This is a genomic window from Xanthobacter variabilis, assembly GCF_043831965.2.
Taxonomy (GTDB): Bacteria; Pseudomonadota; Alphaproteobacteria; order Rhizobiales; family Xanthobacteraceae; genus Xanthobacter.
The window spans coordinates 3,602,214-3,626,276 of record NZ_CM195533.1 but is presented as its reverse complement, the minus strand read 5'-3'; the positions used below and the strand labels follow the sequence as shown (position 1 = coordinate 3,626,276).

The following is a 24,063-nucleotide window of genomic DNA, read 5'->3' as shown; positions in this document are numbered from 1 at the left end:
CGTCTCCATTCAACCATCGGAGATCCGTCCTGCTGGACGGCCGCCCGTTGGTTGACAGGAGGGCGTGACACGCGAGTGACGCTTCAGGATACCACTTCGGGCGTTTTTTGACCGAAGTGGATACCGGTGCCCTTGAGCAATGCGCATCAACGCGATGAGCCGGAGCATGCCCACCGCATTCGGGGCGGTGGGCGCCGCTTTCATCCGCCGATATAGTGGCGCAGATAGCGCCCGCCCAAGGCGGTGAGCACCTCATAGCCGATGGTGCCCGCCTTTTCGGCCAGCTCGTCCACGCTGATGCCCTCGCCCAGGAACACCGCCTGGTCGCCGCGCGCCACGGTGTCCGGCGGCAGGTCGGTGATGTCGAGGGTGGCGAGGTCCATGGAGATGCGGCCGACCAGCGGGCAGCGTTGGCCCGCCAGCACGGCTTCGGCTCCACGCCGGGCATCGGTGGAGCCGGCGGCGCGGAAGAAGCCGTCCGCATAACCGACATGCACGGTGGCCAGGCGGCTGTCGCGGGTGAGGCGCTGGGTGGCGCCATAGCCCACCGTTTCGCCGGCAGGGGCGGTGCTCACCTGGATCACCCGCGCTTCGAGCCGCACCACCGGGCGCAGCGGCGGCACACCAGAAATGGCGACGCCCCCATAGAGGAAGATGCCCGGCCGAACGAGATCGAAGCGGAATTCCCGCCCCATCAGCGTGCCGGCTGAATTGGCGAGGGAGGCTTTCACCTGTGGAAAGCGTCGCGCCACGTCCGCGAACACCAAATGCTGGCGCGCGGTGAGCACATGGCCGGGGGTGTCGGCGCAGGCGAGGTGGCTCATGATGAGGCTGGGCGTGAAACCCAGCATCCGATAGCTCTCGGACAGCCGCACCGCCTCTTCCAGCGAAATTCCGAGCCGGTGCATGCCCGTATCCACATGGATGGCCGCGGGCAGGTTCACCCCCTGGTCACGGCAATAGTCGCTCCACTCGCCGATTTCCGGTGCCGAGCCGAGGACTGGGCGGAGATTCGCCGCGGCGAAGGCCGGAGCGGTGCCGGGCAGAAGGCCGTTCAGCGCATAGATGGTGGCCTCGGGCAGCAGGGTGCGCAGATGCTGCGCCTCCTTCAGGTGCGCCACGAAAAAGGTGCGCGCGCCCGCCCGCCAGAGGGCCGGGGCGACGCGGTCGATGCCGAGGCCATAGGCATTGGCCTTCACCACCGCCGCGCATTCGGCGGGGGCGGCGAGGGCGGAAAGGGTGCGCCAATTGTCGGCGATGGCGGACAGGTCCACCGTGAGAACCGCCCCCGCATCGGGCTCGGCGGCCGCGAACGCCTCGGCGTCGTCGTCGGGGGCGCCCGTGGCTTGCCCGTCCGTCAGCTCCGGGGCGGCAGGTGGTCCTCCCGCGCCAGGTTGGAGAAGCGGGTGAATTGGGGCTCGAAATGCACCTTCACCGTCCCCGTCGGGCCGTGACGCTGCTTGCCGATGATGATTTCGGCCGTGTTCTCGGCCGCCTTCATCTCGATCTCCCACTTGAACCACTCCTCTGTGCCCGGCTTGGGTTCCTTGCTCTTGAGGTAATACTCCTCACGAAACACGAACATGACCACGTCGGCGTCCTGCTCGATGGAGCCGGATTCGCGAAGGTCCGAAAGCTGGGGCCTCTTGTCGTCTCGCGCTTCCACCTGACGCGAAAGCTGCGACAGCGCCATAATGGGCACTTGCAGTTCCTTCGCCAAGGCCTTCAGGCCGGTGGTGATCTCGGTGATCTCCTGCACGCGCCCCTGCGACGAGGACTTGGAAGAGCCGGACAGGAGCTGCAGGTAGTCCACAACCATAAAATCGAGCCCGCGCTGACGCTTCAGCCGTCGGGCGCGCGCCACCAGCTGGGCGATGGAGATGCCGCCGGTGTCGTCGATATAGAGCGGGATCGCCTGCATGGTCTGGGCGGCGGCCGCGAGCTTGGAGAATTCGGATTCCGAGATGTCGCCGCGCCGGATCTTGTAGGAGGCGATTTCCGCCTGCTCCGCGAGAATACGGGTGGCAAGCTGCTCGGACGACATTTCCAGGGAGAAGAAGCCCACCACGCCGCCCGACACCGCCTCAATGGAGCCGTCAGCCTTCTGCTCGCCGCGATAGGCGGCGGCGATATTGAAGGCGATGTTGGTGGCGAGCGAGGTTTTGCCCATGGCCGGTCGCCCGGCCAGGATGATGAGGTCCGATGGCTGGAGCCCGCCCATCTGCTGGTCGAGGTCGTCGAGCGCGGTGGCGATGCCGGAAAGGTGCCCGTCGCGCTGGAAGGCCTTGGAGGCCATGTCCACCGATTCGCGCAGGGCATCGCCGAACTTCAGGAAGCCGCCGTCATAGCGCCCGCTCTCGGCGATCTCGTAGAGCCGCTTTTCCGCCTGCTCGATCTGCTCCTGGGGGGAGGCGTCCACGGCCGCGTCGAAGGCGTCGTTGACGATTTCCTCGCCGATCTGGATGAGATCGCGGCGCACCGCGAGGTCATAGATGGCGCGGCCGTAATCCTCGGAATTGATGATGGTGGTGGCTTCGGCCGCCAGCCGCGCCAGATATTGCGGGCCGGTGAGCCCGGCCACGTCCAGCTCGGCGGGCAGGAAGGTCTTGAGCGTGACGGGCGTCGCAATCTTGCCGGCGCGGATGAGCGCGCTCACCACCTCGTACAGCTTGCCGTGCAGCGGTTCGTAGAAGTGGCGCGGCTCCAGGAAGTCGGAGACGCGGTAGAACGCCTCGTTGTTCACCAGAATGGCGCCGAGCAGAGCCTGCTCCGCCTCCAGATTGTGGGGCGCCTGGCGGTAGGTGGGGACGATTTCCCCCTTGTTCGGAAGATCGAGCATGGTCACGAGTCCACGGCTTGGGGATCTCGTTTAACAGGGTTAGCCCTTACGAGTCCCTTGCCACGATGACTCCGCGGCAAGGGAAATCTTCCACAGGGGTGAACTTCGGGGATAGCGGCGACATCGCTCTCCCTGGACCTTTCAGGCGATGGCCTCAAGGATTCGCACCCAGCTGCGCGTGCCCTTGTGGAACGAGGTGAGATCATACTTCTCGTTGGGCGAATGCACACGGTCGTCGTCGAGGCCGAAGCCGATCAGCAGGGTATCCACCCCCAGCAGGGCCTTGAACTGGCCGACGATGGGAATGGACCCGCCCGTGCCAATGGTCACCGGCTTCACGCCCCATTCGGCCTCCAGCGCGGCAGACGCCTTGATGAGGTCTGCGCTCTCGGGCGGCACCATGAAAGCGCGCGAGCCCTCGGCCTTGGCCAGCTCCGCCTTGCAGTCCGCCGGCACGCGCGCCGCCACGAAGGCCGCGAAGGCGTCGCGGATCTTCGCCGGGTCCTGGTCCGCCACCAGGCGGAACGAGATCTTGGCCGTGGCCTTGGACGGGATGATGGTCTTCGAGCCTTCCCCCGTATAGCCGCCATAGATGCCATTGATTTCGAAGGTCGGGCGCGACTGGATCTGCTCGATCAGCATGCGGTCGTGCTCGCCCACCGCGCGGGACAGCCCCACCGGCCCCAGGAAGCCTGCGGCGGTAAGGCCGAGCTTTTCCCAGCGCGCGCGCACCTCCGCCGGCGGCTCGCGCACATCGTCATAGAAGCCGGGAATGGTGACGCGGCCGTTCGCGTCGTGCACGTCGGCGATGATCTTGGAGAGAATGTGGATGGGGTTGGCCGCCGCTCCCCCGAACAGGCCCGAATGCAGGTCTCGATTGGCGCCCGTGATGGTGAGCTCGGTGTGCAGGATGCCGCGCAGGGACGTGGTGATGGAGGGGGTCTTCGCATCCCACATGCCGGTGTCGCAGACCAAAGCGATGTCCGCCTTCAGGTCGTCCGCGTGGGCCGCAAGGAAGGCGGGCAGGCTGGGAGAGCCGCACTCCTCCTCGCCTTCCAGCATCACGGTCACGTCCACCGGCAGGCGGCCGGATGTGTCCCTGATGGCGCGCAGGGCGCCGAGGAAAGTGAGCACCTGGCCTTTATCGTCGGCCGCGCCCCGCGCCACGATGGTGCGCCGCCCATCCGGCGTTTCGCCCAGGCGGGGCTCGAACGGCGGGGTCTGCCACAGGTTCAGGGGGTCCACGGGCTGCACGTCGTAGTGGCCGTAAAACAGCACCCGGCGCGCCGCGCCCGTGTCGGTGCGGGCCAGCACCACCGGATGGCCCGCCGTCTGGTGCACCTGTGCCGCAAGGCCGAGATCGGCGAGCTGGGCCGCCGCCCATTCGGCCGCCGCAACGCAGGCGGACTTGTGGGCGGGATCGGTGGAGATGGACGGGATTTTCAGGAATTCGAACAGCCGCGCCAGGGACGCGTCGAGTCCCGCATCGACCTTCTCCAATGCCTGATCCACCGCCGTCATCATGTCCTCCATTCCGCAGGGCCTGGGCCAGCCCCGGTTCCGCCGACGAGTCGCGTGCTCGCCTGCCGGCGGCCATAAGGCCCCGGCCTTTCGGCAGAATTGTGCCGTCCGGGGCAGGGCGCCGCCATTAACGGCGGCCGTTCGCGAGGGATGGTTGCATGCCGGTGGAAGGATGCGCCAGGGGCGCGCGACGGTAAAGGGCGGACGCTTTGCGTTTTCCCCCAGGGACCCACGACACGATCGTGACGCACGACGCCATCATATCGAAAGGGGGCGCCTGGAGGGCTCGCGCCTGCGCCTTGCGCGGCACGACGCATCCAGCGGGAGCGGGCCAGCGCAAAGGTCAGAGCCGTCGTAGGGCGGGGGCAGTAACGCCCGGCAACGCACAGGCACGGCGCCGCATTGGCGCCGTGCTTCATGTCAGCTCAAGGGCGCCGCGGCCACATGGCCGGCATCGCCTGAAATCTGATCGGCGGAAGCCGGAGCGGACACCGCGCCGCCACGCACCACCCGACGGGCACGCTGCATGACAGAGCCGATGCGGCGATAGAGGAGGCGCGGCGCGGCAGGCGCGCCGACCGCGGCATCATAGCCGCCACGGGCGGCCGCGCGCATCAGCGCCTGGGTGGGGGCTTCGGCGACCAGGACCGCGGGGGCGCCATTGCCATCGCGATAGGGGTTCTCCGGAATCTGATCCGGATTGTCCGCGTGCACGATCAGCACATCCGGCTGCCCGGTGGCCATGCTGCCGGCCACCGCTTCAAGGCTGCCGGCTTCCTGAACGCCACCAACGCCGAAGGCGATGAGAGAATTGCGAAGCGCCTCACGACGCTCCACCTGCGAGTCAACGATGAGAATGCGGGCTGTCGGTAACACCTTCATGAGGCGCTCCATCTGCTGTGGCGCCCATCCGGCTGAACCAGGATGAGACGCACCATTCAGAAAAGGGACATGCGAGACCCCGCAATCTCGCTGTCACAACAGAAGATACCTGTTATGCGTGCATCAGGCAACAGGCTCCCTTACCAGGGTCAGGTGTTAGTTTTTGGCCCTAATGGAACTTTTGCTCTATTCGGTGCGGAATATCAGGAAAATCAACGGCTGATACTTCCCAGAATACCCCTCAGGATCGCACGGCCAAGCTGTGTTCCAACCTGGGTTGCGACCGATCGCGCAACCTGCCGTACAACCAGCTCGGTTGTAGACATGCGGCTCGACGTTCCGCTCTTCGGCACACTGGTGCCGGTGCGGCCCTTGGTGCCGCCGGTCGTCTTCTGCGAGGAGGGCTTGGTCTGGCCGGTACGCTCGGCCTTCACCTCGGGCAGGCCGAGCACGGTGCCCAGCACCGAATCCAGAATCCCGCCACCGCCGCCGGACGAGGCGGGAGGGCTCGCCGGGGCCGAGCTTTCGCGCCCATGGCCCGCTGTCTGCTCCTCGGCCCGCTGCTGCAGGCGCTCGAAGGCGGATTCACGGTCGATGGCGGTATCATAAGCGTGGCCGACCGGGCTTTTCGCCATGATGGCAGCCCGTTCCGGCGCGCTGAGCGGCCCCACGCGGGCGGACGGCGGGCGGATCAAGGTGCGCTCGACGATGGAGGGAATTCCGTTGCCCTCCAAGGTGGAGATGAGGGCCTCGCCCTTGCCCAGCTCCATGATGACCTGGGCCGTGTTCAGGGCCGGGTTGGGGCGGAAGGTCTCCGCCGCAGCCTTTACGGCCTTCTGGTCGCGCGGGGTGAAGGCGCGCAAAGCGTGCTGCACCCGGTTGCCGAGCTGAGCCAGCACGCTGTCGGGCACATCCAGCGGGTTCTGGGTGACGAAATAGACGCCAACCCCCTTGGAGCGGATGAGGCGGACCACTTGTTCCACCTTCTCCAACAGGATTTTCGGCGCCTCGTCGAACAGCAGATGAGCTTCATCGAAGAAGAAGACAAGCTTGGGCTTGTCCGGATCCCCCACTTCGGGCAGCTGCTCGAAGAGTTCGGCGAGCAACCACAGGAGGAAGCATGCATAAAGGCGCGGCGCGCCCATCAGCTTGTCCGCCGCCAGCACCGAAATGGTGCCGTAGCCCGAACGGTCCACCCGCATGATGTCGCGGATCTCCAGGGCCGGCTCGCCGAAGAACTTGTCGGCGCCCTGGTTCTCCAGCATCAGCAGCTGCCGCTGGATGGCGCCCACGCTCTGCGGGCTCACATTGCCATATTGGGCGCTGATCTGGGAGGCGTTCTCGGACACATAGGCCAGCATCGCCCGCAGGTCCTTCAGGTCCAGCAGCAGCAGGCCCTGCTCGTCGGCGATGCGGAAGACAATGTTGAGCACACCTTCCTGCGTGTCGTTGAGGTTCATGAGGCGCGCCAGCAGCAGCGGCCCCATTTCCGAGACGGTGGCGCGCACCGGATGGCCCTGCTCGCCGAACAGGTCCCAGAAGATCACCGGGAAGCTGTCGGGCGTGTAGGTGATGCCCACCTCGGTGGCGCGGGAGATCAGGAAATCCTTGGACTCGCCCGGCATGGCGATGCCCGAGAGGTCGCCCTTGATATCGGCCGCGAACACCGGCACCCCGGCCCGCGAGAAGCCTTCCGCCAACACCTGCAAAGTCACCGTCTTGCCCGTGCCGGTGGCTCCGGTGACCAGTCCATGACGGTTGGCGAGCCGCAAGGTGAGGTATTCGTCCGCATCCACGACGGTTGGCGCCGCGCCCTTGCGCGCCTTCCCGCCCGCCGCCGGTTCCGGAGCAAGCACCTTTCCGAGGAAGATCTTGCCGTCCACGTCAGGGCTCGATGAGGGGGCTTGCGGCGTCATGGAGCTGTCCTCTTGGAACCATTCCTTCCGGAAACTCCCGCTGGCGGGAGGCCCGGAGGGCGAGTCGGATGGGATGTTGTCGCGCGGTTTCACCCGTGGGGGCAAGTTCACCCGTGGGGGCAAGTTCACCCGTGGCGGCAAGCCGGTGGCCGGCCCACCCCGGCGCTCGTGACGCGCCGCGTCTTGCGCCCGCCCGCCGGGGTGGGCAAGCTGCGCGCGCCATCAGGCGGGCTGAGGGCCCCAACCCGGTTCCAGGAGCGCACATGGATGAACTCATCACCCGGCTGTCGCAGCGGCTGGATCTGGACCCGGCAACCGCACGCGGGGTCGTGGGCCTGGTGCTGAAATTCCTCGATCGCGAGGCTCCGCGGGAGGACATGGCCCCCCTTCTGGCAGCCCATCCATGGATTCCGGCGCTGCTGGAAGAGATTCCCGATGAGCCTGCGCCACCCGCCTGCGAGCGTCATTTCGGCGGCATGGCGCGGCTGATGCAGGTGGCCGATCGCATGATGGCCCTCGGCCTGACCATGCCGCAGGTGCAGACGGCCGTTCGCGAAACCGTCGCCTATGCCCGTGAGACGGTGGGGGATGACGCGATCAACCACCTTGTGCGCGCCATTCCAGGGCTGCGCCAGGTGGTTTGAAGGCACCAAAACGCGGGATGAAAACGAGACACGTGGCCTCCCGCAGTCGCGGAAAAAGGGTCAGCAGGATGTGGACGGGCGGTCCGCAGGATCCATTTCGCCTCCGCCACCCTTGAAAAGGCCCCGCGCAGTTCGTATGAGGAGGGCGTGCCGCGGTAGCTCAGCTGGTAGAGCAACGCATTCGTAATGCGTGGGTCGGGGGTTCGAATCCCTTCCGCGGCACCACTTCACTTTGAAATCACAGCAGAACGCTGGGGCTCATAGCTCCCCGCTCTCGGCTAACCACGGCGTGGTTTTCCTGGCAGGGCCGCTCCTGCACGGCTTCGCTGGCCTGTTCACCGCCTTGCGGAACGGTCGAAGGGCGAGGGCAGGACGTTGCAGGAACAGACCCGAGCTGCGCGCACCCCACATTCGCCGCCGCCGTATATCGCAGGTGCCGAATTCGATCGGGATCATTGGCGAAAATGACCCAATGGCTGCGCTACTCCCGGCCGGCTCGCGGTTCCAACAGGGCGTGGGCTTCCGTCACCGTCGTGTGAATGTGCTCGCGGCCATGGACTGTCGGTAGGACCGCAGGGGCGGATGAAAGGTCGTCAGGATCGGAGCGTAGATGTTCAGATGCGGTACGGCGCGGTGAACCGCCCCGATTTTTCGAGATGCCCTCGGCCTTCGCCTTGTTCTGCCGTTCGAACGTGACGGGCGGCAGCATCCCGCCGCGCGTGCTTGCGGCGGATGCGTTCGCGCTTGAGCAGGGCGAAGACGCTCTCGGCCACGGCGTTGTCGTGACCGTTGCCGCGATGGCTCATCGAGGGCTGCAGATCAAGGCGTTTCGGGAGTGAAGCTCACTCCCTGCCCGCAACCTGGCTCGCCTGATCCGAATGCGCCGGCCGCGACCCTTTGGCTTGCCTCGCCAGACGGCGGACATGTGCGGCCTCTTCATCATCGCGGGCTACGGCGGCAAGCTTCGCGCGCGGCTTCCTTCACTCGTTGAGCGAGCCTGCTCCGTGCCGCAGCCGCGCAGCCTCCTCCGCGACCGGATGCTCGGTGAGCTGAAGGGCCGTGGCGCGCGTGAAGTCTTTGGTGCGTTCGCCTTGCCACCGGGGGCCTCCTTGCCTCAAGACTTAGGGAAGAAGGCGGCTGCGAATCTCGCGGCGCTTCAGCGCTTTGCGCGAACGCGCGCTAGGTCTGTGTGCCCTCGAGCTGCTCCGCGAGCGGATATTGGGCGCGACGGAAGGCCGAAGGCGGCTGGCCGAACCAGCGGATGAAGGCGCGGGTGAAATTGGCCTGGTCCTCGTAGCCCAGCGCCAGCGCGATCTCCACCAATGGCCGCCGGCTTTCCATCAAGAGGCCAATGGCGCGCGCGCGCCGCGCCGCGTCGACGACCTCCCGATAGGTGTAGCCCTTCTGCCGCAGGCGGCGTTGCAGGCTTTGCACACTTATGCCCGCAAGGCGCGCGGCGCCTTCAATGTCGGAGGATCCCTCCAGCAGGCGCAGTGCGACGATGGCGGACAGGGCGCGGGCGGGTTCCGGGGCGTCCCGCAGTGCAATGTCGGCGTCGACATCACGCAGGCTGAGCATTCTGCCGGGCGGCCGCGCGGGGGCCGCCCGTCGGCGCGCAAGTTCTTCCGGCCGCAGAACGATGCCGGTGCCAGGGCATCCATAGTGGATGGGCGCCTGCAGCCTGTCTTCCAGAAGGCGGGCATCGGCATCGCGCGCATAGCTCACCTCGATGCGTTCCGGCTGCCACTTTGGCCCCAGATATTGCCTCGCGAAGCTGAGCATTGGTGGAAGCAGGTGGTCGGCATGCTGCACGCCGCTGACATCATAGCGCGGAATGACGAAGCGCCAGATGCGGCGCCCGCGATCGGGAGCCAGTTCCAGGCGTGCGCCCGTGAGGTGGGCGGCGCTGGTGAGAATGATGCGGCGAACGCCATCCGCGAGGGTCTCCCCCTGTGCGCCATATTCCGCCCAAAGCCCATAGGCGCGATAGCTCATCTGCACACCCACCTCGAGGCCGAACAGGCGATCAGCCAGCAGGTGCGCCGCGCGCGAGAACAGGCCCATCATCGCGGCGAGAGGAATGGGCGTGTCAGGCTGGCTGCGCACGAGCAGCGGCACGCTCTCGCTCTCGAAGGTGCGCAGCACGGCCATTTCGCCGGCCTGCGCCTCGAGCATGTCCGGCAGGGATCCGAAGCCGCGTGCCCGCACAAGGGCGATTGTTCTGGATGAGGGCATATCTGTCCTCGCTGCTGACGCGAAATGACAAGCGCCCAAGGCGAACATTGCCCATTGTCTGCCCCGCGAGCAACCGAAAGCGTGGCTGTTCCTCCTGCGGGGGCACGGGAACAGGCGCTTGATGTGGATCGTTGAGAACGGTCAGTTCGTCCGGTCAGGGCCGGGTCAGTGGGGCGGGCAGAAGGGCGGATTGCAACTCGCGGGGGCTGCTATCCATCCTGATGTCCGCCTGCGCCTGCATGCTCGATGCGGGGCACAAGGCTGGCGGAACAAGTAAGGCGATGCGATGAAACAATTATTTCTTGCAACCGCGGTCGCGGTGGCCATGGGGACGCCGGCCTTCGCGCAGGAGGCGGCCAAGCCGAACATCCTGTTCATCGTCTCCGATGACACGGGCTACGGTGATCTGGGTGCCTATCTGGGCGGCGAAGAGCGCGGCATGCCCACGCCGAACCTTGACCAGCTCGCCGATGACGGCATGCTGTTCACCTCCTTCTATGGCCAGCCGAGCTGCACGCCCGGCCGCGCCGCCATGCAGACCGGGCGCATCCCGAACCGCTCCGGCATGACCACCGTGGCCTTCCAGGGCCAGGGCGGCGGCCTGCCGCACGCGGAATGGACGCTGGCCTCCGTGCTCAAGCAGGCGGGCTACAGCACCTATTTCACCGGCAAGTGGCATCTGGGCGAGGCGGATTATGCGCTGCCGAACGCCCAGGGCTATGACGAGATGAAGTACGCCTTCCTGTACCATCTCAACGCCTACACCTATGGCGACCCCAATTGGTTCCCCGACATGAGCCCCGAGGACCGGGCCATGTTCCAGCGCGTCACCAAGGGCGCGCTGTCGGGCAAGGCCGGCGAGGCGCCGAAGCAGGATTTCCAGGTCAACGGCGAATATGTGAACACGCCTGAGAAGGGCGTGGTGGGCATTCCCTTCCTCGACGAATATGTGGAGAAGGCCGCCCTCGGCTTCCTTGATGATGCCGCCAAGTCGAAGAAGCCGTTCTTCATCAACGTCAACTTCATGAAGAACCACCAGCCGAACCTGCCGGCACCCGAGTTCATCCACAAGTCTCCGTCGAAGAGCAAGTATGCCGACTCCGTGGTCGAGCTCGACACGCGCATCGGCAACCTCTTGAAGAAGCTGGATGAGCTGGGCCTGCGGGACAACACCATCGTCTTCTATACGGTGGATAACGGCGCTTGGCAGGATGTCTATCCCGACGCCGGCTACACGCCGTTTCGCGGCACCAAGGGCACCGACCGCGAGGGTGGCAGCCGCGTGCCGGCCATCGTGCGCTGGCCCGGCCATGTGAAGCCCTACAGCAAGAGCGCGGCCATCGTCGGCGGCCTCGATCTCATGAAGACCTTCGCCTCCGCCGCCGGCATCAAGGAGCTGCCCAAGGAGGATCGTGACGGCAAGCCGATCATGTTCGACAGCTATGACATGATGCCCGTGTGGACCGGCAAGGGTGAACCCACCCGCAAGGCTTGGTTCTACTTCACCGAGAACGAGCTGACCCCCGGTGCGGCCCGTCTGGGCCACCTGAAGGCCGTGTTCAACCTGCGCGGTGACGACGGCCAGCCCACCGGCGGCTTGGCGGTGGACAGCAATCTGGGCTGGAAGGGGCCGGAGAAGTATGTGGCCACCGTGCCGCAGGTCTTCGATTTGCGTCAGGACCCGCAGGAGCGCTACGATCTCTTTATGAACAACTATACGGAGCGTACCTGGGCTCTGGTCAGCATCAACAAGGCGGTCGCCGATCTGATGAAGACCTATATCCAGTATCCGCCCCGCAAGCTGCAGAGCGAGGTTTATACCGGCCCCATCACGATCTCGCGCTACCAGATGTTCGAGAACGTGCGCGGTCAGCTCAAGGAACAGGGCTTCTCCATCGGCCTGCCCACCGGCAACTGAGGCCCCCGCGTAGCCCGGCTCCCATTTGGGGCCGGGCCTTCCACGATATCAACCCCGCCGGTGCCGTCAGGCACCGGCGGGGTTTTGCCTTATCGGAGACCGCTTGCGATGAACATCATGCGCCTGACCCTGCGGTGCCTTGCTGCGGCCGCGACGGTGGCCCTTGTCGGCTTGCCCGCCATGGCCGCCGAAGACCCGCTGCCCTCCTGGAACGATGGCGGCAGCAAGACGGCCATCGTCGACTTCGTGAACCGCGTCACGAAAGAGGGCGGTCCGGACTTCGTGCCGGTCGAAAAGCGTCTTGCCGTCTTCGACAATGACGGAACGCTGTGGGCCGAAAAGCCGGTCTACGTGCAGCTCTTCTTCGCCTTTGACCGCGTGAAGGCGCTGGCGCCCCAGCACCCCGAATGGCAGACGAAGGAGCCGTTCGCCTCGATCCTGAAAGGGGACATGGAGAAGGCGTTGAGCGGAGGCGACCACGCCATCGCCGAAGTCGTCGCCGCCACCCACGCTGGAATGACCACGGACGAATTCGCCGAAATCGTGCAGCAGTGGATCGCTGCAGCCAAGAATCCGGAGAAGGATCGGCTCTTCTCGCGCATGGACTACCAGCCCATGCTGGAGCTTCTATCCTATCTGCGCGACAACGGCTTCGAAACCTTCATCGTCTCCGGCGGCGGCGTCGATTTCATGCGGGTCTTCAGCCAGTCCCTGTATGGCATTCCTCCGGAAAAGGTCGTGGGCAGCACCGGCAAGCTGAAGTTCGAGCTGAAGGATGGGCATCCCGAGGTGCTGAAGCTGGCCGATATCGATTTTATCGATGATGGTCCCGGCAAGCCGGTAGGCATCCAGATGAATATCGGTCGCCAGCCGATCTTCGCCTTCGGCAATTCTGATGGTGACCTTCAGATGCTGCAATATACCTGTCTGAAGTCGGGGCCGAATTTCTGCGGCTATGTGCACCACACGGATGCGAAGCGCGAATGGGCCTATGATCGGGACTCCAAGGTCGGCCGGCTCGACAAGGGCCTCGACGCCGCGGCCACCAACGGCTGGACCGTGGTGGACATGGCGAAGGACTGGAAGACAGTGTTTCCTGCGCCCTGAGGCGAGAGGGGCCGGCAGCCCCATCATCTGTGCGCCGATCGGGGCCCCCGTGTCAGCGGCGCCCCGATCGGCATGTCAGGTCGGGCGGTGCCGTCAGGCGGCCGCCGCGAAGTTCGTCACGAAGTCGTCCACTGCCTTACGCAGCTCATGGGCCTGCTCGGAGAGCCCGCTCGAGAGCGTCATCAGCTGGGTCGAAGCCGCGCCCGTCATGCCCGCCGCCTGGCCGACACCGGAAATGTTCTGCATCACCTGATGGGTGCCGCTGGCCGCCTGCTGGCAGTTGTGCGCGATCTCGGAGGTTGCGGCGCTCTGCTGCTCCATGGCGCCCGAAATCGCCTCCGCGATATCCTTGACGGTGCCGATGACGCGGGCGATTCCGGTCATGGACTGCACCGAGGTGTTGGTGGCCTGCTGGATCTCGCCGACCTTGCTGCGGATGTCTTCCGTCGCCTTGGCGGTCTGCAGCGCCAGCTGCTTGACCTCCTCGGCCACCACGGCAAAGCCCTTGCCGGCCTCGCCCGCCCGCGCTGCCTCGATGGTGGCGTTGAGGGCGAGAAGATTGGTCTGGTCGGCGATGGTCTTGATGAGGTTGATGACGTCCCCGATGTCGGATGCCGCCGATGCGAGATCGGAGATCCGGGCATTGGAGGTTTCCGCTTCGGTGAAAGCGGTGTCGGCGATCTGAACGGAGGTCGCCACCTGCCCGTTGATCTCGCGGATGGAGGCGGCCATCTCCTCGGAGGAGGCGGCGACCGTCTGCACATTGGAGGAGGCCTCCTCCGCCGCGCCGGACACCGCCTGTGCCTGGCGCGAGGTTTCCTCGGCCGTGGCCGAGAGGTTCTTGGCCGCGTCCGCCACCTCGCGGGAGGAGCCGGCAAAGCCCGTCGCCAGGCGCTGCATGTGGTCGACGAAGTCCTTCGCCAAATGCTCGCGGCGGGCCAGGATGTCACGTTCCGCATTGTCGCGCGCGGCCTGCTGCTCCTTCAGCCGCTCGCCTTCCACCATGCGGTCGCGCATGTAGACCACGCTGGTGCCGATGACACCAATTTCGTCGCTGCGTTCCGCGGTCTGAATCTCCACGTCCAGATTGCCGTCGCCGATGGCGCGCAGCTCGGTGGAGAGGCGGTCGAGCGGGCGAAGAATGGACCGGGCGAAGAAATAGGACGCCACGCTGAGGACAGCCATGACAACGACGATGATGCCGATCAGCACCCGCATCTGCGAATAGAAGGCCGCGTCGATGTCGTCCACGTAGACACCGCCGGACACCACCCATTCCCACGGGGCGAACCCCAGTTCGAAGGAGATCTTCTGCCGCGGAGTGGGGTCTGCACCCGGCTTCGGGAAGTAATAGGTGGTATAGCCGCCATTACCTCTTCCGTTCGCAAGCTGATTCTGAACGAAGAGGTTGCCGAAGGCATCCTTCTCATTCATCGCATTCACGCCTTCGCGCTCCGGCCGCGCGCCGTGCAGCACGGTCACGCCCTCTTGATTCAGCACGAACAGATAGTTGGTACCGTCGAAGCGGGTCGAGTGGATCATGTCCGCCGCCCGCTGGTGCGCCACATCCAGGCTGATCTTGCCGTCGCGGACCGCCTGATCGAGCCCCTTGAGCTGCGTCACAGCCATCTCGACGATGTTGTGAATCGCAGCTTTGCGCTCATTCATCATGCTTTTGTACAAGTCCACCAGAAATACAGTGGTGATACCGACAAGCCCTATCATAAAAGTTGCAATCAGAATGATGAGGCGAGCTTTCAGCGAAATCGAGCGCATCGTAGATTACCCCTTATTGCGATACGCGAGGTCACTGCAATTAGTGGCGTGATGAACGGCGATGTATAGCCGAAAAATGAAAACTCGCTCCAGTTTGCAAGTGAATGTGCGATTTCAGCCAATTCTGCTACAAAACTGTTCAGTCTATGTAGACGGAAGGCTAATGCGTTGCTGTATCGCGCTGTTTATATGTAGGTACCTTGGTGGGGTATTATCGATCGCGGGTGGAACGATACCTTGGGGGAACGGTGCGCGCCGGCCCCTCCCGCCTCCATCTCTCCTCCTCGCGCGTCAGCGGGCAGCCTGCCGCAGGGCTGGGAGTGCCCTTGGGGGATCTGGTGTCGCCGCCCGCCGTCCTGTCGCTTTCGGGGTGCGGTCGCGCGTTGGTGGAGGTAAGAGGTGGCGCGCTGCCCGCCTCCTCTTTGCCGTGGCATGGTCGAGGCGAGGGCACTTTGGCGCTGAGCTCCCCCGGGGGCCGGCTGCCGCAAGGAGACGGGCGAGATGACACCGCATGAGGCCAAGACCCCCGTTGCGGGTGCTGGAGCGACATTGGCAATGGCGGCCGCCTGCGGCATCGCGGTGGGCAATATCTATTACAACCAGCCGATGCTGGAGGTGATCGGGCGCGATATGCCGGGGCCTCTCATCGGCAGCATTCCGACGGCGACCCAGCTCGGCTACGCCGTGGGCCTGTTCCTGCTGGTGCCTCTGGGTGATCTCGTGGAGCGGCGTCGGCTCATCGTCACGCAGTTCTTGGTGCTCGCCATAGCGCTGGTGCTGGCGGCCCTGGCGCCGAGCGCGCTGGCGCTGGCCGTCGCCTCATTCGCGGTGGGCCTCGCCTCCACAGTGGCCCAGCAGATCGTGCCCCTGGCCGCTGAGCTGGCACCGCCGGAGCGGCGCGGGGCGACGGTGGGCATGGTGATGTCGGGGCTGCTGAGCGGCATCCTCTTCAGCCGTACCCTGGCCGGCTTCGTCGCCACCCATGGCGGGTGGCGGGAGATGTTCTGGCTGGCCGTGCCGCTGTCGCTCGGCGCCGCCGGTCTCATGGCGGCGGTGCTACCCCACAGCCGGCCGGATTCGGACCTGGGTTATGGACGGCTGCTGCGTTCCATCTTCGATCTTTGGAAGGAGTTCCCTGCTCTGCGCGTCGCGGCGCTCACGCAGGCGGCGCTGTTCGGAGCCTTCACCATCTTCTGGACCATCCTGCCGTTCCGCCTTGCCTCGCCGCGGTTCGATCTCGGCGCGGATGTGGCGGGCCTGTTCGGCCTCGTGGGGGCGGTGGGCATTTTTGCCGCGCCGCTCACGGGGCATTTCGCGGATCGGCGCGGGCCGGCGCTGGCAGTCATGGTGGGGGTCACCGTCACGCTGGCGTCCTGGGTTCTGTTTGGTGCCTGGGGGGCCATCGCGGGCCTGGTGGTGGGCTGCATCCTGCTGGATTTCGGAATCCAGAGCGCGCTGGTGTCCCACCAGCACATTGTCTATGCCCTGCGCCCGCAGGCGAGGGCGCGCATCAACACCGTCTTCATGGGCACCATGTTCATGGGTGGGGCGCTGGGTTCGGCCCTTTCCCTTCTGGCCTGGCACCAGGGCGGATGGGGCCTGGTGTGTCTGCTGGGCGTCGCCTTTGGGGCGTTCGCCACGGCGCTGCAGGTGCGCGTGCAGCTTCTGCGGCGCTGAAGCCGGCTGCGGGCGGGGAGGGGCGAGCGGCGGCGGATTTGTCTCCCCCGTCGCTCCTCGCAGCCTTGCCGCGCGGCTCGGGCCTGTTCAGGGGCCAGCCTCCCCCATTGGCGCAGCGGAGCGGTTTCGCCCGGCCTTCCGGTCTGCTGGAACGATCGCTGCGGCGCAGGTTCATGCGGTTGATTCCGCAAGGGCCTTGCGCCCTGCTGCCGGTTCTCTGTCGTCGGCTCCGGGGCTGAGGCCTGCTCCCTTGTCCGCAGCCTTCAGGGCGAGGCGTGGCGCGTTTCCTGCGCGCGATCGGCGATCCCCTTCGCTCCAAAATGCCCCAGGGCGCACGCTCATGAAGACGCCCTCGCAACGCGCCTCAGAAGCACGCCCAAAGGGGGCCGGTTGCGGCCCATGATCCGGCGCGAAAAACGAAACCGCCCAGGCCGATGGGCCCGGGCGGTTTCAGCGCAGTGACAGTGCCTTCCCCGCGCCCCTGTGGAGCGCGGGGAAGCCGGATCAGTAACGGGCGTCCGGAGGCCTCTTGCCGTTCGGCCAGTCCTTCACCTTGCCGGGGAAGTCGGGGCGCGGCATGTGGCTGAAGTATTCGGCCACGTCCACCGCATCCTGGTCCGAGAGGCCGCCCTGTCCCAGCGGGAACTTCTCGTGGAAGCCGATGGGCATGTTGCGCTTCACGAACGCGGCAGCGGTGTAGGTGCGGGCCATGCCGGCGCCGATGTTGAAGGACTTGTCGCCCCACAGCGGCGGGTAGATGAAGTTGCCGTTGGCATCCTGCAGGCCTTCGCCGTCGGCGCCATGGCACACGGCGCACTGGGTCGTGTAGACCTGCTTGCCGTTCTCCACATTGGGCTTGATGTTGCGGTCGATCTTGCCGACGCCGCGACCTTCAACCTTGTCCTCAGGCTTCGTGGCGCCCTTCATCCAGTTGAAGTAGGCGACCATGGCCTTCATGTCGTCGCCGTCATTGGCGAGCGGCTTGCCGTTCATGGAGCGCTGGAAGCAGCCGTTGATGCGGTCCTCCAGGGTGATGACGCGGCCCGCCCGAGGCTGGTAGCTCGGGAAGAAGGCCGACACGCCCACATAAGGCGAGCCATCCGCCACCGTGCCGGCATTCAGGTGGCAGCTGGTGCAGTTCAGCACGTCGCCCACATTGTTCGGCAGCAGGGTGTGGGTCTCGGTGTTGAGGCGCATGCCCCACACGAGCTGCTTTGCATTGGACTCATTCAGCATGTTGGCGAGGCGCGGCGTCTCGAACTTGGACATGTCGACCTTGGGGTCGAGCAGGGCGCGCGCCTTCTTCACCTGATCCGCGCTCACCGCAGAGGCCTTGTTGCCCCAGTTGCTGCGGATGAAGGTGAGGATCTCGGCCACTTCCTGGTCATCCAGGCGGGCAAAGCCCGGCATGGTGAAGACACGGGGATAGGCGTTGGTCTCCGCCGTCTTCCACCCGGTAAGGGTGATGTGGATCAGCGTCGCCGGGTCATCGGAATTGACGGTGGGGTTGCCCGCGAGCGGCGGGAACACCTTGGGCACGCCCGCGCCGTTCAGGCGGTGGCAGTCCGTGCAGAACTGCGCGTAGGCAAGCCCGCCCCGGGTGGTGAACATCGCTTCCGGCACCGTGTCGTTCTTCGGCAGCGGAGTGACTTCATGGGGATTGGGGGTCGGCAGCGACTTCAGATAGGTGGCGATGGCCACGAGGTCATCGTCGGTGAAGTGCTGGGTGGAGTTGTGGATGACCTCCGTCATGGAGCCGGAGACGGTCGCGAAGCGGTTCTGGCCGGTCTTCAGCAGCTCCACCGTGTCGGGCACGGTCCACAGGTCACGAAGGTTGATGGCGTTCCATTCCTCGACCTTGGCGCCGGAGACGAACTTGTCGCCGTTCGCGCCGCGGTTGGACATGGCCACTTCCTGGAAGCCGATGCCGCGCGGCGTGTGGCAGGCGCCGCAGTGGCCGAGGCTCTCGACCAGATAGGCGCCACGATTCCACACCGCGTCCTTGCTCGGATCCGGTTCGAAGGGCTTGCTGTTCAGGAAGGCGAAGTTCCAGAAGGCGAGGCCCCAGCGCTGGTTGAAGGGGAAGCCGATGCCGGTCGCCTTGTTGGGCTCGGAAACAGGCTGAACGCCCTGCATCAGGTACGCGTAAAGGGCGTACATGTCGTCGGGCGAAACCTTCGCGTAGGACGGATATGGCATGGCCGGGTACAGGTGCACCCCGTCCGCCGTCACGCCCTTGCGCATCACGCGGTCGAATTCGCCGAACGTGTACTTGCCGATGCCGTTTTTCGGATCCGGCGTGATGTTCGTGGAATAGAGGACGCCGAAGGGCGTTTCCAGCGGCAGGCCGCCGGCCATGGGGTGCCCGCCCGGGGCGGTGTGGCAGGCCACGCAATCGCCCATTTCGGCGACATACTTGCCACGTGCGATCAGGTCCGCATCAGCGGTCTTGGGCAGCGTGCGACCCGTGTTCTCGACAGGCGGGGGAGTGACGATCCACCAGAAGACGCCGGCCCCAACCACCGCTGCCGCAGCCACCACCGCGCCCGCGATCCTCCATTTCGATCTGCGTTTTCCTGATACGTCGTTATCCATGACATCGCCTCCGGGTGCGAACGGCAGCGATGGGCCGGAAGAGGCTGGCGCCTGGGGAAATGGTTCCGGCCCCCCCAAGGTGCCGGTCCCGCGCGCCTCTCTATGTTCCGATCAATCCTGCCGTGGCGTACCTATGCCGAAAAACTAGCGAGGGAATTTTGCGCCGCATTGACGTGTCGCAACCGTAAAATATTTCACAGTCTGTGACGAGTTAGAAAAATTCGAAGGCCACAGGTTGTGGAAAGTGTTTTGCCGCGCCAATGATTTAACGCGTTCCAGCTGGGCGACGCTGCCGCCCTGGATTGCAGGCGGGCCTGCACGGCACACCGCGCTTTCGCGCCGCGTGGGGCACGACGTTTCCCTTAATGGGTGCGGCGCAGCAGGTCGGCGGGCAGCTTGCGGCACACCTCGGCGATCTGCGTCAGCAGCGGCGCCATGGCCGATGTCTTACGCCACAGCAGGCCGATGCGGCGGCTGGGGTGGGAATCGACGAAGTCCAGCAGGTGGATGCTCTCCCCCTGCTGCGGCTGGCCCTTGATGGCGAGCATGGGCAGCAGCGTGATTCCCGCGCCGGCCACCACCATCTGGCGCAGGGTTTCCAGGCTGGTGGCGCGGAACTCACTGGTCTCCCGCGCGCCGGAAAGCTGGCACACTTCAAGCGCCTGGTCGCGCAGGCAATGGCCGTCCTCCAGCAGCATCAGATTGTGCTGGCCCAGCTCCTCCAGATGGAGGCTCTGCCGCTTGGCCAGGGGGTGGTCGCCGGGAACCGCCAGCAGGAAGGGTTCCTCGAACAGGAATTCGCTGTGCAGGTGGTGGTCGTGGACGGGAAGGGCCAGGAAGGCGGCGTCCAGGGTGCCGGCATTCAGCCGCGCAATAAGGTCGGCGCTCTTCTCCTCGAACAGCAGCAGTTCCAGCTGGGGGAAGCGCGCGCGGATCATGGGAACCACATGGGGCAGCAGGTAGGGGCCCAGCGTGGGGAACACGCCCAGCCGCAGGGTGCCGCCTTCGGCCGCCTGGCTGCGGCGGGCCGCCTCCTTCATCTGCTCCACTTCATTGAGAATGCGGCGCGCCCGCTCGACGGCATCGCGGCCGGCGGCGGTGAGCATCACCTTGCGGGGCGCGCGCTCCACCAGGGGCACGCCCAGCTCTTCCTCCAGCTTGCGAATCTGCATGGACAATGTCGGCTGGCTCACCAGGCAGGCTTCCGCGGCGCGGCGGAAGTTGCGGTGATCGGCCAGGGCGACGAGATATTGCAGCTCGCGAAGGGTCATCTCGCATCTGAAAAAGCCACCCGCCGGAGAGGCCGGCGGGTGGCGGGGTTGGGTGAGGCTGATCGCGGGTGCGATCAGGCGGCCTTGCTCTCCGGCTCGCCGGGAGCGGAGGTGCGGATCAGGTAGTCAAACGCGCCGAGCGAAGCCTTCGCACCCTCGCCCATGGCGATGATGATCTGCTTGTAGGGCACGGTGGTGCAGTCCCCCGCCGCGAACACGCCGGGCACCGAGGTCTGGCCGCGCTCGTCCACCACGATCTCGCCGCGTGGGCTGAGCTCGAGGGTACCCTTCAGCCATTCGGTGTTCGGCAAAAGGCCGATCTGGACGAAGATGCCCTCCAGCTCCAGCGTCTGGATCTGACCGGAAACGCGGTTCTCATAGGTGAGGCCGGTCACCTTCTGGCCATCGCCGAGCACCTCGGTGGTGCGGGCGGAAAGCTTCACATCCACATTGGGCAGGCTGTGCAGCTTGCGCTGGAGAACCTCGTCGGCACGCAGCTTCGAGTCGAACTCGAACAAGGTCACATGGGCGACCACGCCGGCGAGGTCGATGGCCGCCTCGACGCCCGAATTGCCGCCGCCGATCACCGCCACGCGCTTGCCCTTGAACAGCGGCCCGTCGCAATGGGGGCAATAGGCCACGCCCTTGGAGCGATACTTGTCCTCGCCCGGCACGCCCATCTGCCGCCAGCGGGCGCCGGTGGCGAGAATGACGGTCTTGGACTTCAGCGCCGCGCCATTGGCCAGCTCGATGGTGATGCCATCATCACCGGGCACGAGCTTCTCGGCCTTCTGGAGGTTCATGATGTCCACGTCATACTCGCGCACGTGCTGTTCCAGCGCGGTGGCGAGCTTGGGGCCCTCCGTGTAGGGCACGGAGATGAAGTTCTCGATGGCCATGGTGTCCAGCACCTGCCCGCCGAAGCGCTCGGCCGCGACGCCGGTGCGGATGCCCTTGCGCGCCGCATAGATGGCCGCCGCGGCACCGGCCGGGCCGCCGCCCACCACCAGTACCTCGAACGGGTCGAGGGCGGCCAGGCGCTTGGCCTCGCGCTCCACCGCGCCCGTGTCGAGCTTGGCGACGATCTCCTCGACGCCCATGCGGCCCTGGCCGAACACTTCGCCATTCAGATAGATGGTGGGCACCGACATCACCTGGCGCTCTTCCACTTCCTTCTGGAAGAGGGCGCCGTCGATGGCCGCGTGCTGGATCTTCGGGTTCAGCACGGCCATGAGGTTCAGGGCCTGCACCACGTCCGGGCAGTTCTGGCAGGACTGGGAGAAATAGGTCTCGAACTTGAAGTCGCCGTCGAGGCCCTTGATCTGGTCGATCACTGCCTGCTCCACCTTGGGCGGATAGCCGCCGGTCTGGAGCAGCGCCAGGATCAGGGACGTGAATTCGTGGCCCATGGGCAGGCCGGCGAAGACGAGATGGATATTCTCACCCGGGCTGTTGAGCGCGAAGGAGGGGACGCGCGCGCCCTCGGCGCCACGGCTCTCGGTGAGGGTGATCTTGTCGGAGAGCGGGACGATGTCATTCAGCAGGTCCAGGGTTTCCTTGGACTTGGCGCCGTCGTCCACGAAAGCGGTGATCTCGATAGGACGGACCACCCGCTCCAGATAGGTCTTGAGTTGAGCCTTCATCGTGTCGTCGAGCATGGCAATCCTCCGATGAACATCAGGGAGAAAATTCCGGCTGGTGGCCGGTGGCGGCAGCCTTCCCCATGGGAGGGGAGGGCTGCCTTGCGCGCGATCAAATCGCGGCGCGACCGGATGTCGGCGTGATCAGATCTTGCCGACGAGGTCGAGGGACGGAGCGAGGGTCTTCTCGCCTTCCTGCCACTTGGCCGGGCACACCTCGCCGGGATGAGAAGCCACGTACTGGGCGGCCTTCACCTTACGCAGCAGGTCAGCGGCGTCACGGCCGATGCCCTCGGCGGTGACTTCCATGGCCTGGATCACGCCGTTCGGGTCCACGATGAAGGTGCCGCGGTCGGCCAGGCCCTGGCCGGGACGGAGCACTTCGAAGGCGGTGGACAGCTCGTGGGTGGGGTCGCCGAGCATGGTGTACTTGATCTTGGCGATGGTGTCGGAGGTGTCGTGCCACGCCTTGTGGGTGAAGTGCGTGTCGGTGGACACCGAGTAGATCTCCACGCCGAGCTTCTGGAACTCAGCATAGTGATCGGCCACGTCGCCGAGTTCGGTCGGGCACACGAAGGTGAAATCGGCCGGATAGAAGAAGAACACGGACCACTTGCCGGCCAGGTCAGCGTCGCTCACCTCGATGAACTTGCCATCCTTGAAAGCCTGGGCCTTGAAGGGCTTGATCTTGGTATTCACGAGAGACATGACATTTCCTTGGGTCAGGTTGCGATGCAGAAGGGCCGAAAGCCTTCGCGACGCAACATATGGGGATGGTCCGGATAAGGAAAATAGATAAATTCGTCATTTTTGATAGTCTGCGTCTATCAAATATCGCCTAAATGGCTCGTGGCAAAGGCTTTTGACGAGGTGTCGCAGGGGGCAGGGCGCCGCCGCGCCGGCCGTTGCGCGGTGCGGCAGAACGGCGCAGCCTCCGTTGCTGCGGCCGCGGCCCCGTGGCGGGCTCAGCCCGAGCGCCGGCCGCGCCGTTCGCCTGTCAGCTTTCCTGCGGCGGACGGCGATGGGGCAAAAGCACGAGCAGCGCGCCGGTGAGGATCAGCGCGATGCCGATGGCGGCCGCCAGGGTCCAGTGGAAGGCCTCGAACCAGGTGGACAGGGCCAGCGCCACCAGCGGGAAGAGCACGGTGGCATAGCCCGCGCGGCTCGCGCCGATGCGGCGGATAAGGAGGAAATAGACCGCGAAGCCCGACAGGGTCTGCGCCGCCACCAGATAGAGCAGGGCGCCCACATAGCGCGTGGTCCACTCCACCATGAAGGGCGCGCCGCGCGCCAATGCCATCAGCACCATGATGACGAGGCCATAGAAGAAGCCCCAGGCGGTCATGGATACCAGCGGATAGCCGCGCCGCCCGGCAACGCCGGAAACCAGGCTGCCGACGGAAAAGCAGAAGGTGCCGGCCAATGAGAGGGCCAGGCCTTCGCCCGCCCCGTGAATCCCTTCGCCCGAGGCCAGGGATGGGCCGAACACCAGCGCCAGCCCCACGACCCCGACCACGGCGCCGGCAATCACCTTCGGGTGCAGCGGCTGGCGCAGGACGGCGGCGCCGATGAGGGGAATCATCACCGCCGCCAGCGCGAACACCACCGACAGCAGACCCGAGGGGAGATGGTAGCCGGCATAATAGAAGGTGATGAAATTAAAGGAGAAGAGGCTTGCGCCCAACAGCGCGAACACCAGGTGATCGCGCCAATGGAACAGCACCCGCTCCCGCCGCACGGCGAGCAGGACGAACATCACCACCGTGGCGATGAGGAAGCGCCAGACCAGGGAGACTTCCGGCGCGACCACGCCCAGCTGCATGCGCAAAGGCAGCCAGCCACTGCCGAAAATGAGCACGGTAATCGCATAAAGCAGCAGGTCCACGGGCCCGAAGGCGGTGGGCTGGTGCGCGCGGGCCGACGGCATGGGCTGCTCCAGGAAGCCTTCCGGAGCTGGGAGGCTTCGGCGTTTGGTGGGAGGGGCCTCGTCCGGCCCTGCCCATTGAGAGGGCGCGCACCGCCGACGCGAGTCATCCCTATCC

16 protein-coding genes, 1 tRNA gene and 1 pseudogene are annotated in these 24,063 nt (G+C 65.7%); 5 read left to right on the top strand and 13 right to left on the bottom strand.

The annotated features are described in order from the left end of the window. Positions 1 to 200 precede the first annotated feature (200 nt). The 5 genes from alr to V5F26_RS15905 all read right to left on the bottom strand — a co-directional run bounded on the left by alr (position 201) and on the right by V5F26_RS15905 (position 7,158). Positions 201 to 1,274 (bottom strand): alanine racemase, encoded by a 1,074-nt coding sequence (alr, locus tag V5F26_RS15925; RefSeq protein WP_394946442.1) that lies wholly within the window; start codon positions 1,272 to 1,274, stop codon positions 201 to 203. Positions 1,275 to 1,357: 83 nt separating this feature from the next. Continuing rightward, positions 1,358 to 2,839: a replicative DNA helicase gene (locus V5F26_RS15920; RefSeq protein ID WP_234050691.1), complete on the bottom strand. Its 1,482-nt coding sequence runs from the start codon at positions 2,837 to 2,839 to the stop codon at positions 1,358 to 1,360. Positions 2,840 to 2,980: 141 nt separating this feature from the next. Further along, on the bottom strand, positions 2,981 to 4,360 hold the full coding sequence (locus V5F26_RS15915) for a dipeptidase (protein WP_394059387.1): 1,380 nt from the start codon (positions 4,358 to 4,360) through the stop codon (positions 2,981 to 2,983). A 420-nt stretch (positions 4,361 to 4,780) separates the two neighbouring features. Further along, positions 4,781 to 5,242, bottom strand: coding sequence for an ANTAR domain-containing protein (locus V5F26_RS15910; RefSeq protein ID WP_394059377.1), 462 nt, complete (start codon positions 5,240 to 5,242; stop codon positions 4,781 to 4,783). A gap of 212 nt (positions 5,243 to 5,454) precedes the next feature. Further along, positions 5,455 to 7,158: a helicase HerA-like domain-containing protein gene (locus V5F26_RS15905; RefSeq protein WP_394946441.1), complete on the bottom strand. Its 1,704-nt coding sequence runs from the start codon at positions 7,156 to 7,158 to the stop codon at positions 5,455 to 5,457. A gap of 263 nt (positions 7,159 to 7,421) precedes the next feature. Here V5F26_RS15905 and V5F26_RS15900 point away from each other — a divergent pair, with 263 nt between their 5' ends. Both V5F26_RS15900 and V5F26_RS15895 read left to right on the top strand, forming a co-directional pair. Next, the gene (locus V5F26_RS15900; RefSeq protein WP_234050689.1) at positions 7,422 to 7,802 is read left to right on the top strand and encodes a hypothetical protein; all 381 of its coding nucleotides are present in this window, start codon (positions 7,422 to 7,424) and stop codon (positions 7,800 to 7,802) included. A gap of 149 nt (positions 7,803 to 7,951) precedes the next feature. Beyond that, positions 7,952 to 8,027: transfer RNA gene (locus V5F26_RS15895), tRNA-Thr, on the top strand. A 430-nt stretch (positions 8,028 to 8,457) separates the two neighbouring features. On the opposite strand, the pseudogene V5F26_RS15890 reads toward V5F26_RS15895, so the two are convergent. Beyond that, a pseudogene (locus tag V5F26_RS15890) lies at positions 8,458 to 8,727 on the bottom strand (IS3 family transposase); the annotation flags it as partial. 254 nt (positions 8,728 to 8,981) lie between these two features. Next, positions 8,982 to 10,037 carry an AraC family transcriptional regulator ligand-binding domain-containing protein gene (locus tag V5F26_RS15885; RefSeq protein ID WP_509210518.1) on the bottom strand — a complete coding sequence of 352 codons (1,056 nt, stop codon included), beginning with the start codon at positions 10,035 to 10,037 and terminating at the stop codon, positions 8,982 to 8,984. 286 nt (positions 10,038 to 10,323) lie between these two features. Between V5F26_RS15885 and V5F26_RS15880 the strand changes: the two genes are divergently transcribed. After that, entirely contained in the window at positions 10,324 to 11,955 is a 1,632-nt protein-coding gene (locus tag V5F26_RS15880) for an arylsulfatase (RefSeq protein WP_370640623.1), read from the top strand. 117 nt (positions 11,956 to 12,072) lie between these two features. Then, the gene (locus V5F26_RS15875) at positions 12,073 to 13,062 is read left to right on the top strand and encodes an HAD family hydrolase (RefSeq protein WP_394056862.1); all 990 of its coding nucleotides are present in this window, start codon (positions 12,073 to 12,075) and stop codon (positions 13,060 to 13,062) included. A gap of 93 nt (positions 13,063 to 13,155) precedes the next feature. On the opposite strand, the gene V5F26_RS15870 is transcribed toward V5F26_RS15875, so the two are convergent. Further along, on the bottom strand, positions 13,156 to 14,733 hold the full coding sequence (locus tag V5F26_RS15870; protein ID WP_394059724.1) for a methyl-accepting chemotaxis protein: 1,578 nt from the start codon (positions 14,731 to 14,733) through the stop codon (positions 13,156 to 13,158). A gap of 606 nt (positions 14,734 to 15,339) precedes the next feature. Between V5F26_RS15870 and V5F26_RS15865 the strand changes: the two genes are divergently transcribed. Beyond that, positions 15,340 to 16,515, top strand: a complete 1,176-nt coding sequence (locus V5F26_RS15865) for an MFS transporter (protein WP_394946439.1) — start codon at positions 15,340 to 15,342, stop codon at positions 16,513 to 16,515. Positions 16,516 to 17,019: 504 nt separating this feature from the next. Here the strand turns inward: V5F26_RS15865 and V5F26_RS15860 are convergent. From V5F26_RS15860 to V5F26_RS15840, 5 genes are all read right to left on the bottom strand, one after another. After that, positions 17,020 to 19,056 carry a c-type cytochrome gene (locus V5F26_RS15860; protein WP_394946438.1) on the bottom strand — a complete coding sequence of 679 codons (2,037 nt, stop codon included), beginning with the start codon at positions 19,054 to 19,056 and terminating at the stop codon, positions 17,020 to 17,022. Positions 19,057 to 19,472: 416 nt separating this feature from the next. Next, a complete protein-coding gene (gene oxyR / locus V5F26_RS15855; protein ID WP_234050683.1) occupies positions 19,473 to 20,381 on the bottom strand; it encodes a DNA-binding transcriptional regulator OxyR in 909 nt (302 codons plus the stop codon). Positions 20,382 to 20,455: 74 nt separating this feature from the next. Next, positions 20,456 to 22,039 (bottom strand): alkyl hydroperoxide reductase subunit F, encoded by a 1,584-nt coding sequence (gene ahpF, locus V5F26_RS15850; protein WP_394056443.1) that lies wholly within the window; start codon positions 22,037 to 22,039, stop codon positions 20,456 to 20,458. 126 nt (positions 22,040 to 22,165) lie between these two features. Further along, entirely contained in the window at positions 22,166 to 22,729 is a 564-nt protein-coding gene (ahpC, locus tag V5F26_RS15845) for an alkyl hydroperoxide reductase subunit C (protein ID WP_234050681.1), read from the bottom strand. Positions 22,730 to 23,018: 289 nt separating this feature from the next. Beyond that, a complete protein-coding gene (locus tag V5F26_RS15840) occupies positions 23,019 to 23,948 on the bottom strand; it encodes a DMT family transporter (protein WP_394056445.1) in 930 nt (309 codons plus the stop codon). Positions 23,949 to 24,063: the final 115 nt, after the last annotated feature.

What these genes read in the sequence shown, in the direction of transcription:
- V5F26_RS15920 (WP_234050691.1), bottom strand. Translation starts at nt 2,839, where the DNA reads ATGCTCGATCTTCCGAACAAGGGGGAAATCGTCCCCACCTACCGCCAG.
- V5F26_RS15915 (WP_394059387.1), bottom strand. Translation starts at nt 4,360, where the DNA reads ATGACGGCGGTGGATCAGGCATTGGAGAAGGTCGATGCGGGACTCGAC.
- V5F26_RS15910 (WP_394059377.1), bottom strand. Translation starts at nt 5,242, where the DNA reads ATGAAGGTGTTACCGACAGCCCGCATTCTCATCGTTGACTCGCAGGTG.
- V5F26_RS15905 (WP_394946441.1), bottom strand. Translation starts at nt 7,158, where the DNA reads ATGACGCCGCAAGCCCCCTCATCGAGCCCTGACGTGGACGGCAAGATC.
- V5F26_RS15900 (WP_234050689.1), top strand. Translation starts at nt 7,422, where the DNA reads ATGGATGAACTCATCACCCGGCTGTCGCAGCGGCTGGATCTGGACCCG.
- V5F26_RS15885 (WP_509210518.1), bottom strand. Translation starts at nt 10,037, where the DNA reads ATGCCCTCATCCAGAACAATCGCCCTTGTGCGGGCACGCGGCTTCGGA.
- V5F26_RS15880 (WP_370640623.1), top strand. Translation starts at nt 10,324, where the DNA reads ATGAAACAATTATTTCTTGCAACCGCGGTCGCGGTGGCCATGGGGACG.
- V5F26_RS15875 (WP_394056862.1), top strand. Translation starts at nt 12,073, where the DNA reads ATGCGCCTGACCCTGCGGTGCCTTGCTGCGGCCGCGACGGTGGCCCTT.
- V5F26_RS15870 (WP_394059724.1), bottom strand. Translation starts at nt 14,733, where the DNA reads ATGATGAATGAGCGCAAAGCTGCGATTCACAACATCGTCGAGATGGCT.
- V5F26_RS15865 (WP_394946439.1), top strand. Translation starts at nt 15,340, where the DNA reads ATGACACCGCATGAGGCCAAGACCCCCGTTGCGGGTGCTGGAGCGACA.
- oxyR (WP_234050683.1), bottom strand. Translation starts at nt 20,381, where the DNA reads ATGACCCTTCGCGAGCTGCAATATCTCGTCGCCCTGGCCGATCACCGC.
- ahpF (WP_394056443.1), bottom strand. Translation starts at nt 22,039, where the DNA reads ATGCTCGACGACACGATGAAGGCTCAACTCAAGACCTATCTGGAGCGG.
- ahpC (WP_234050681.1), bottom strand. Translation starts at nt 22,729, where the DNA reads ATGTCTCTCGTGAATACCAAGATCAAGCCCTTCAAGGCCCAGGCTTTC.
- V5F26_RS15840 (WP_394056445.1), bottom strand. Translation starts at nt 23,948, where the DNA reads ATGCCGTCGGCCCGCGCGCACCAGCCCACCGCCTTCGGGCCCGTGGAC.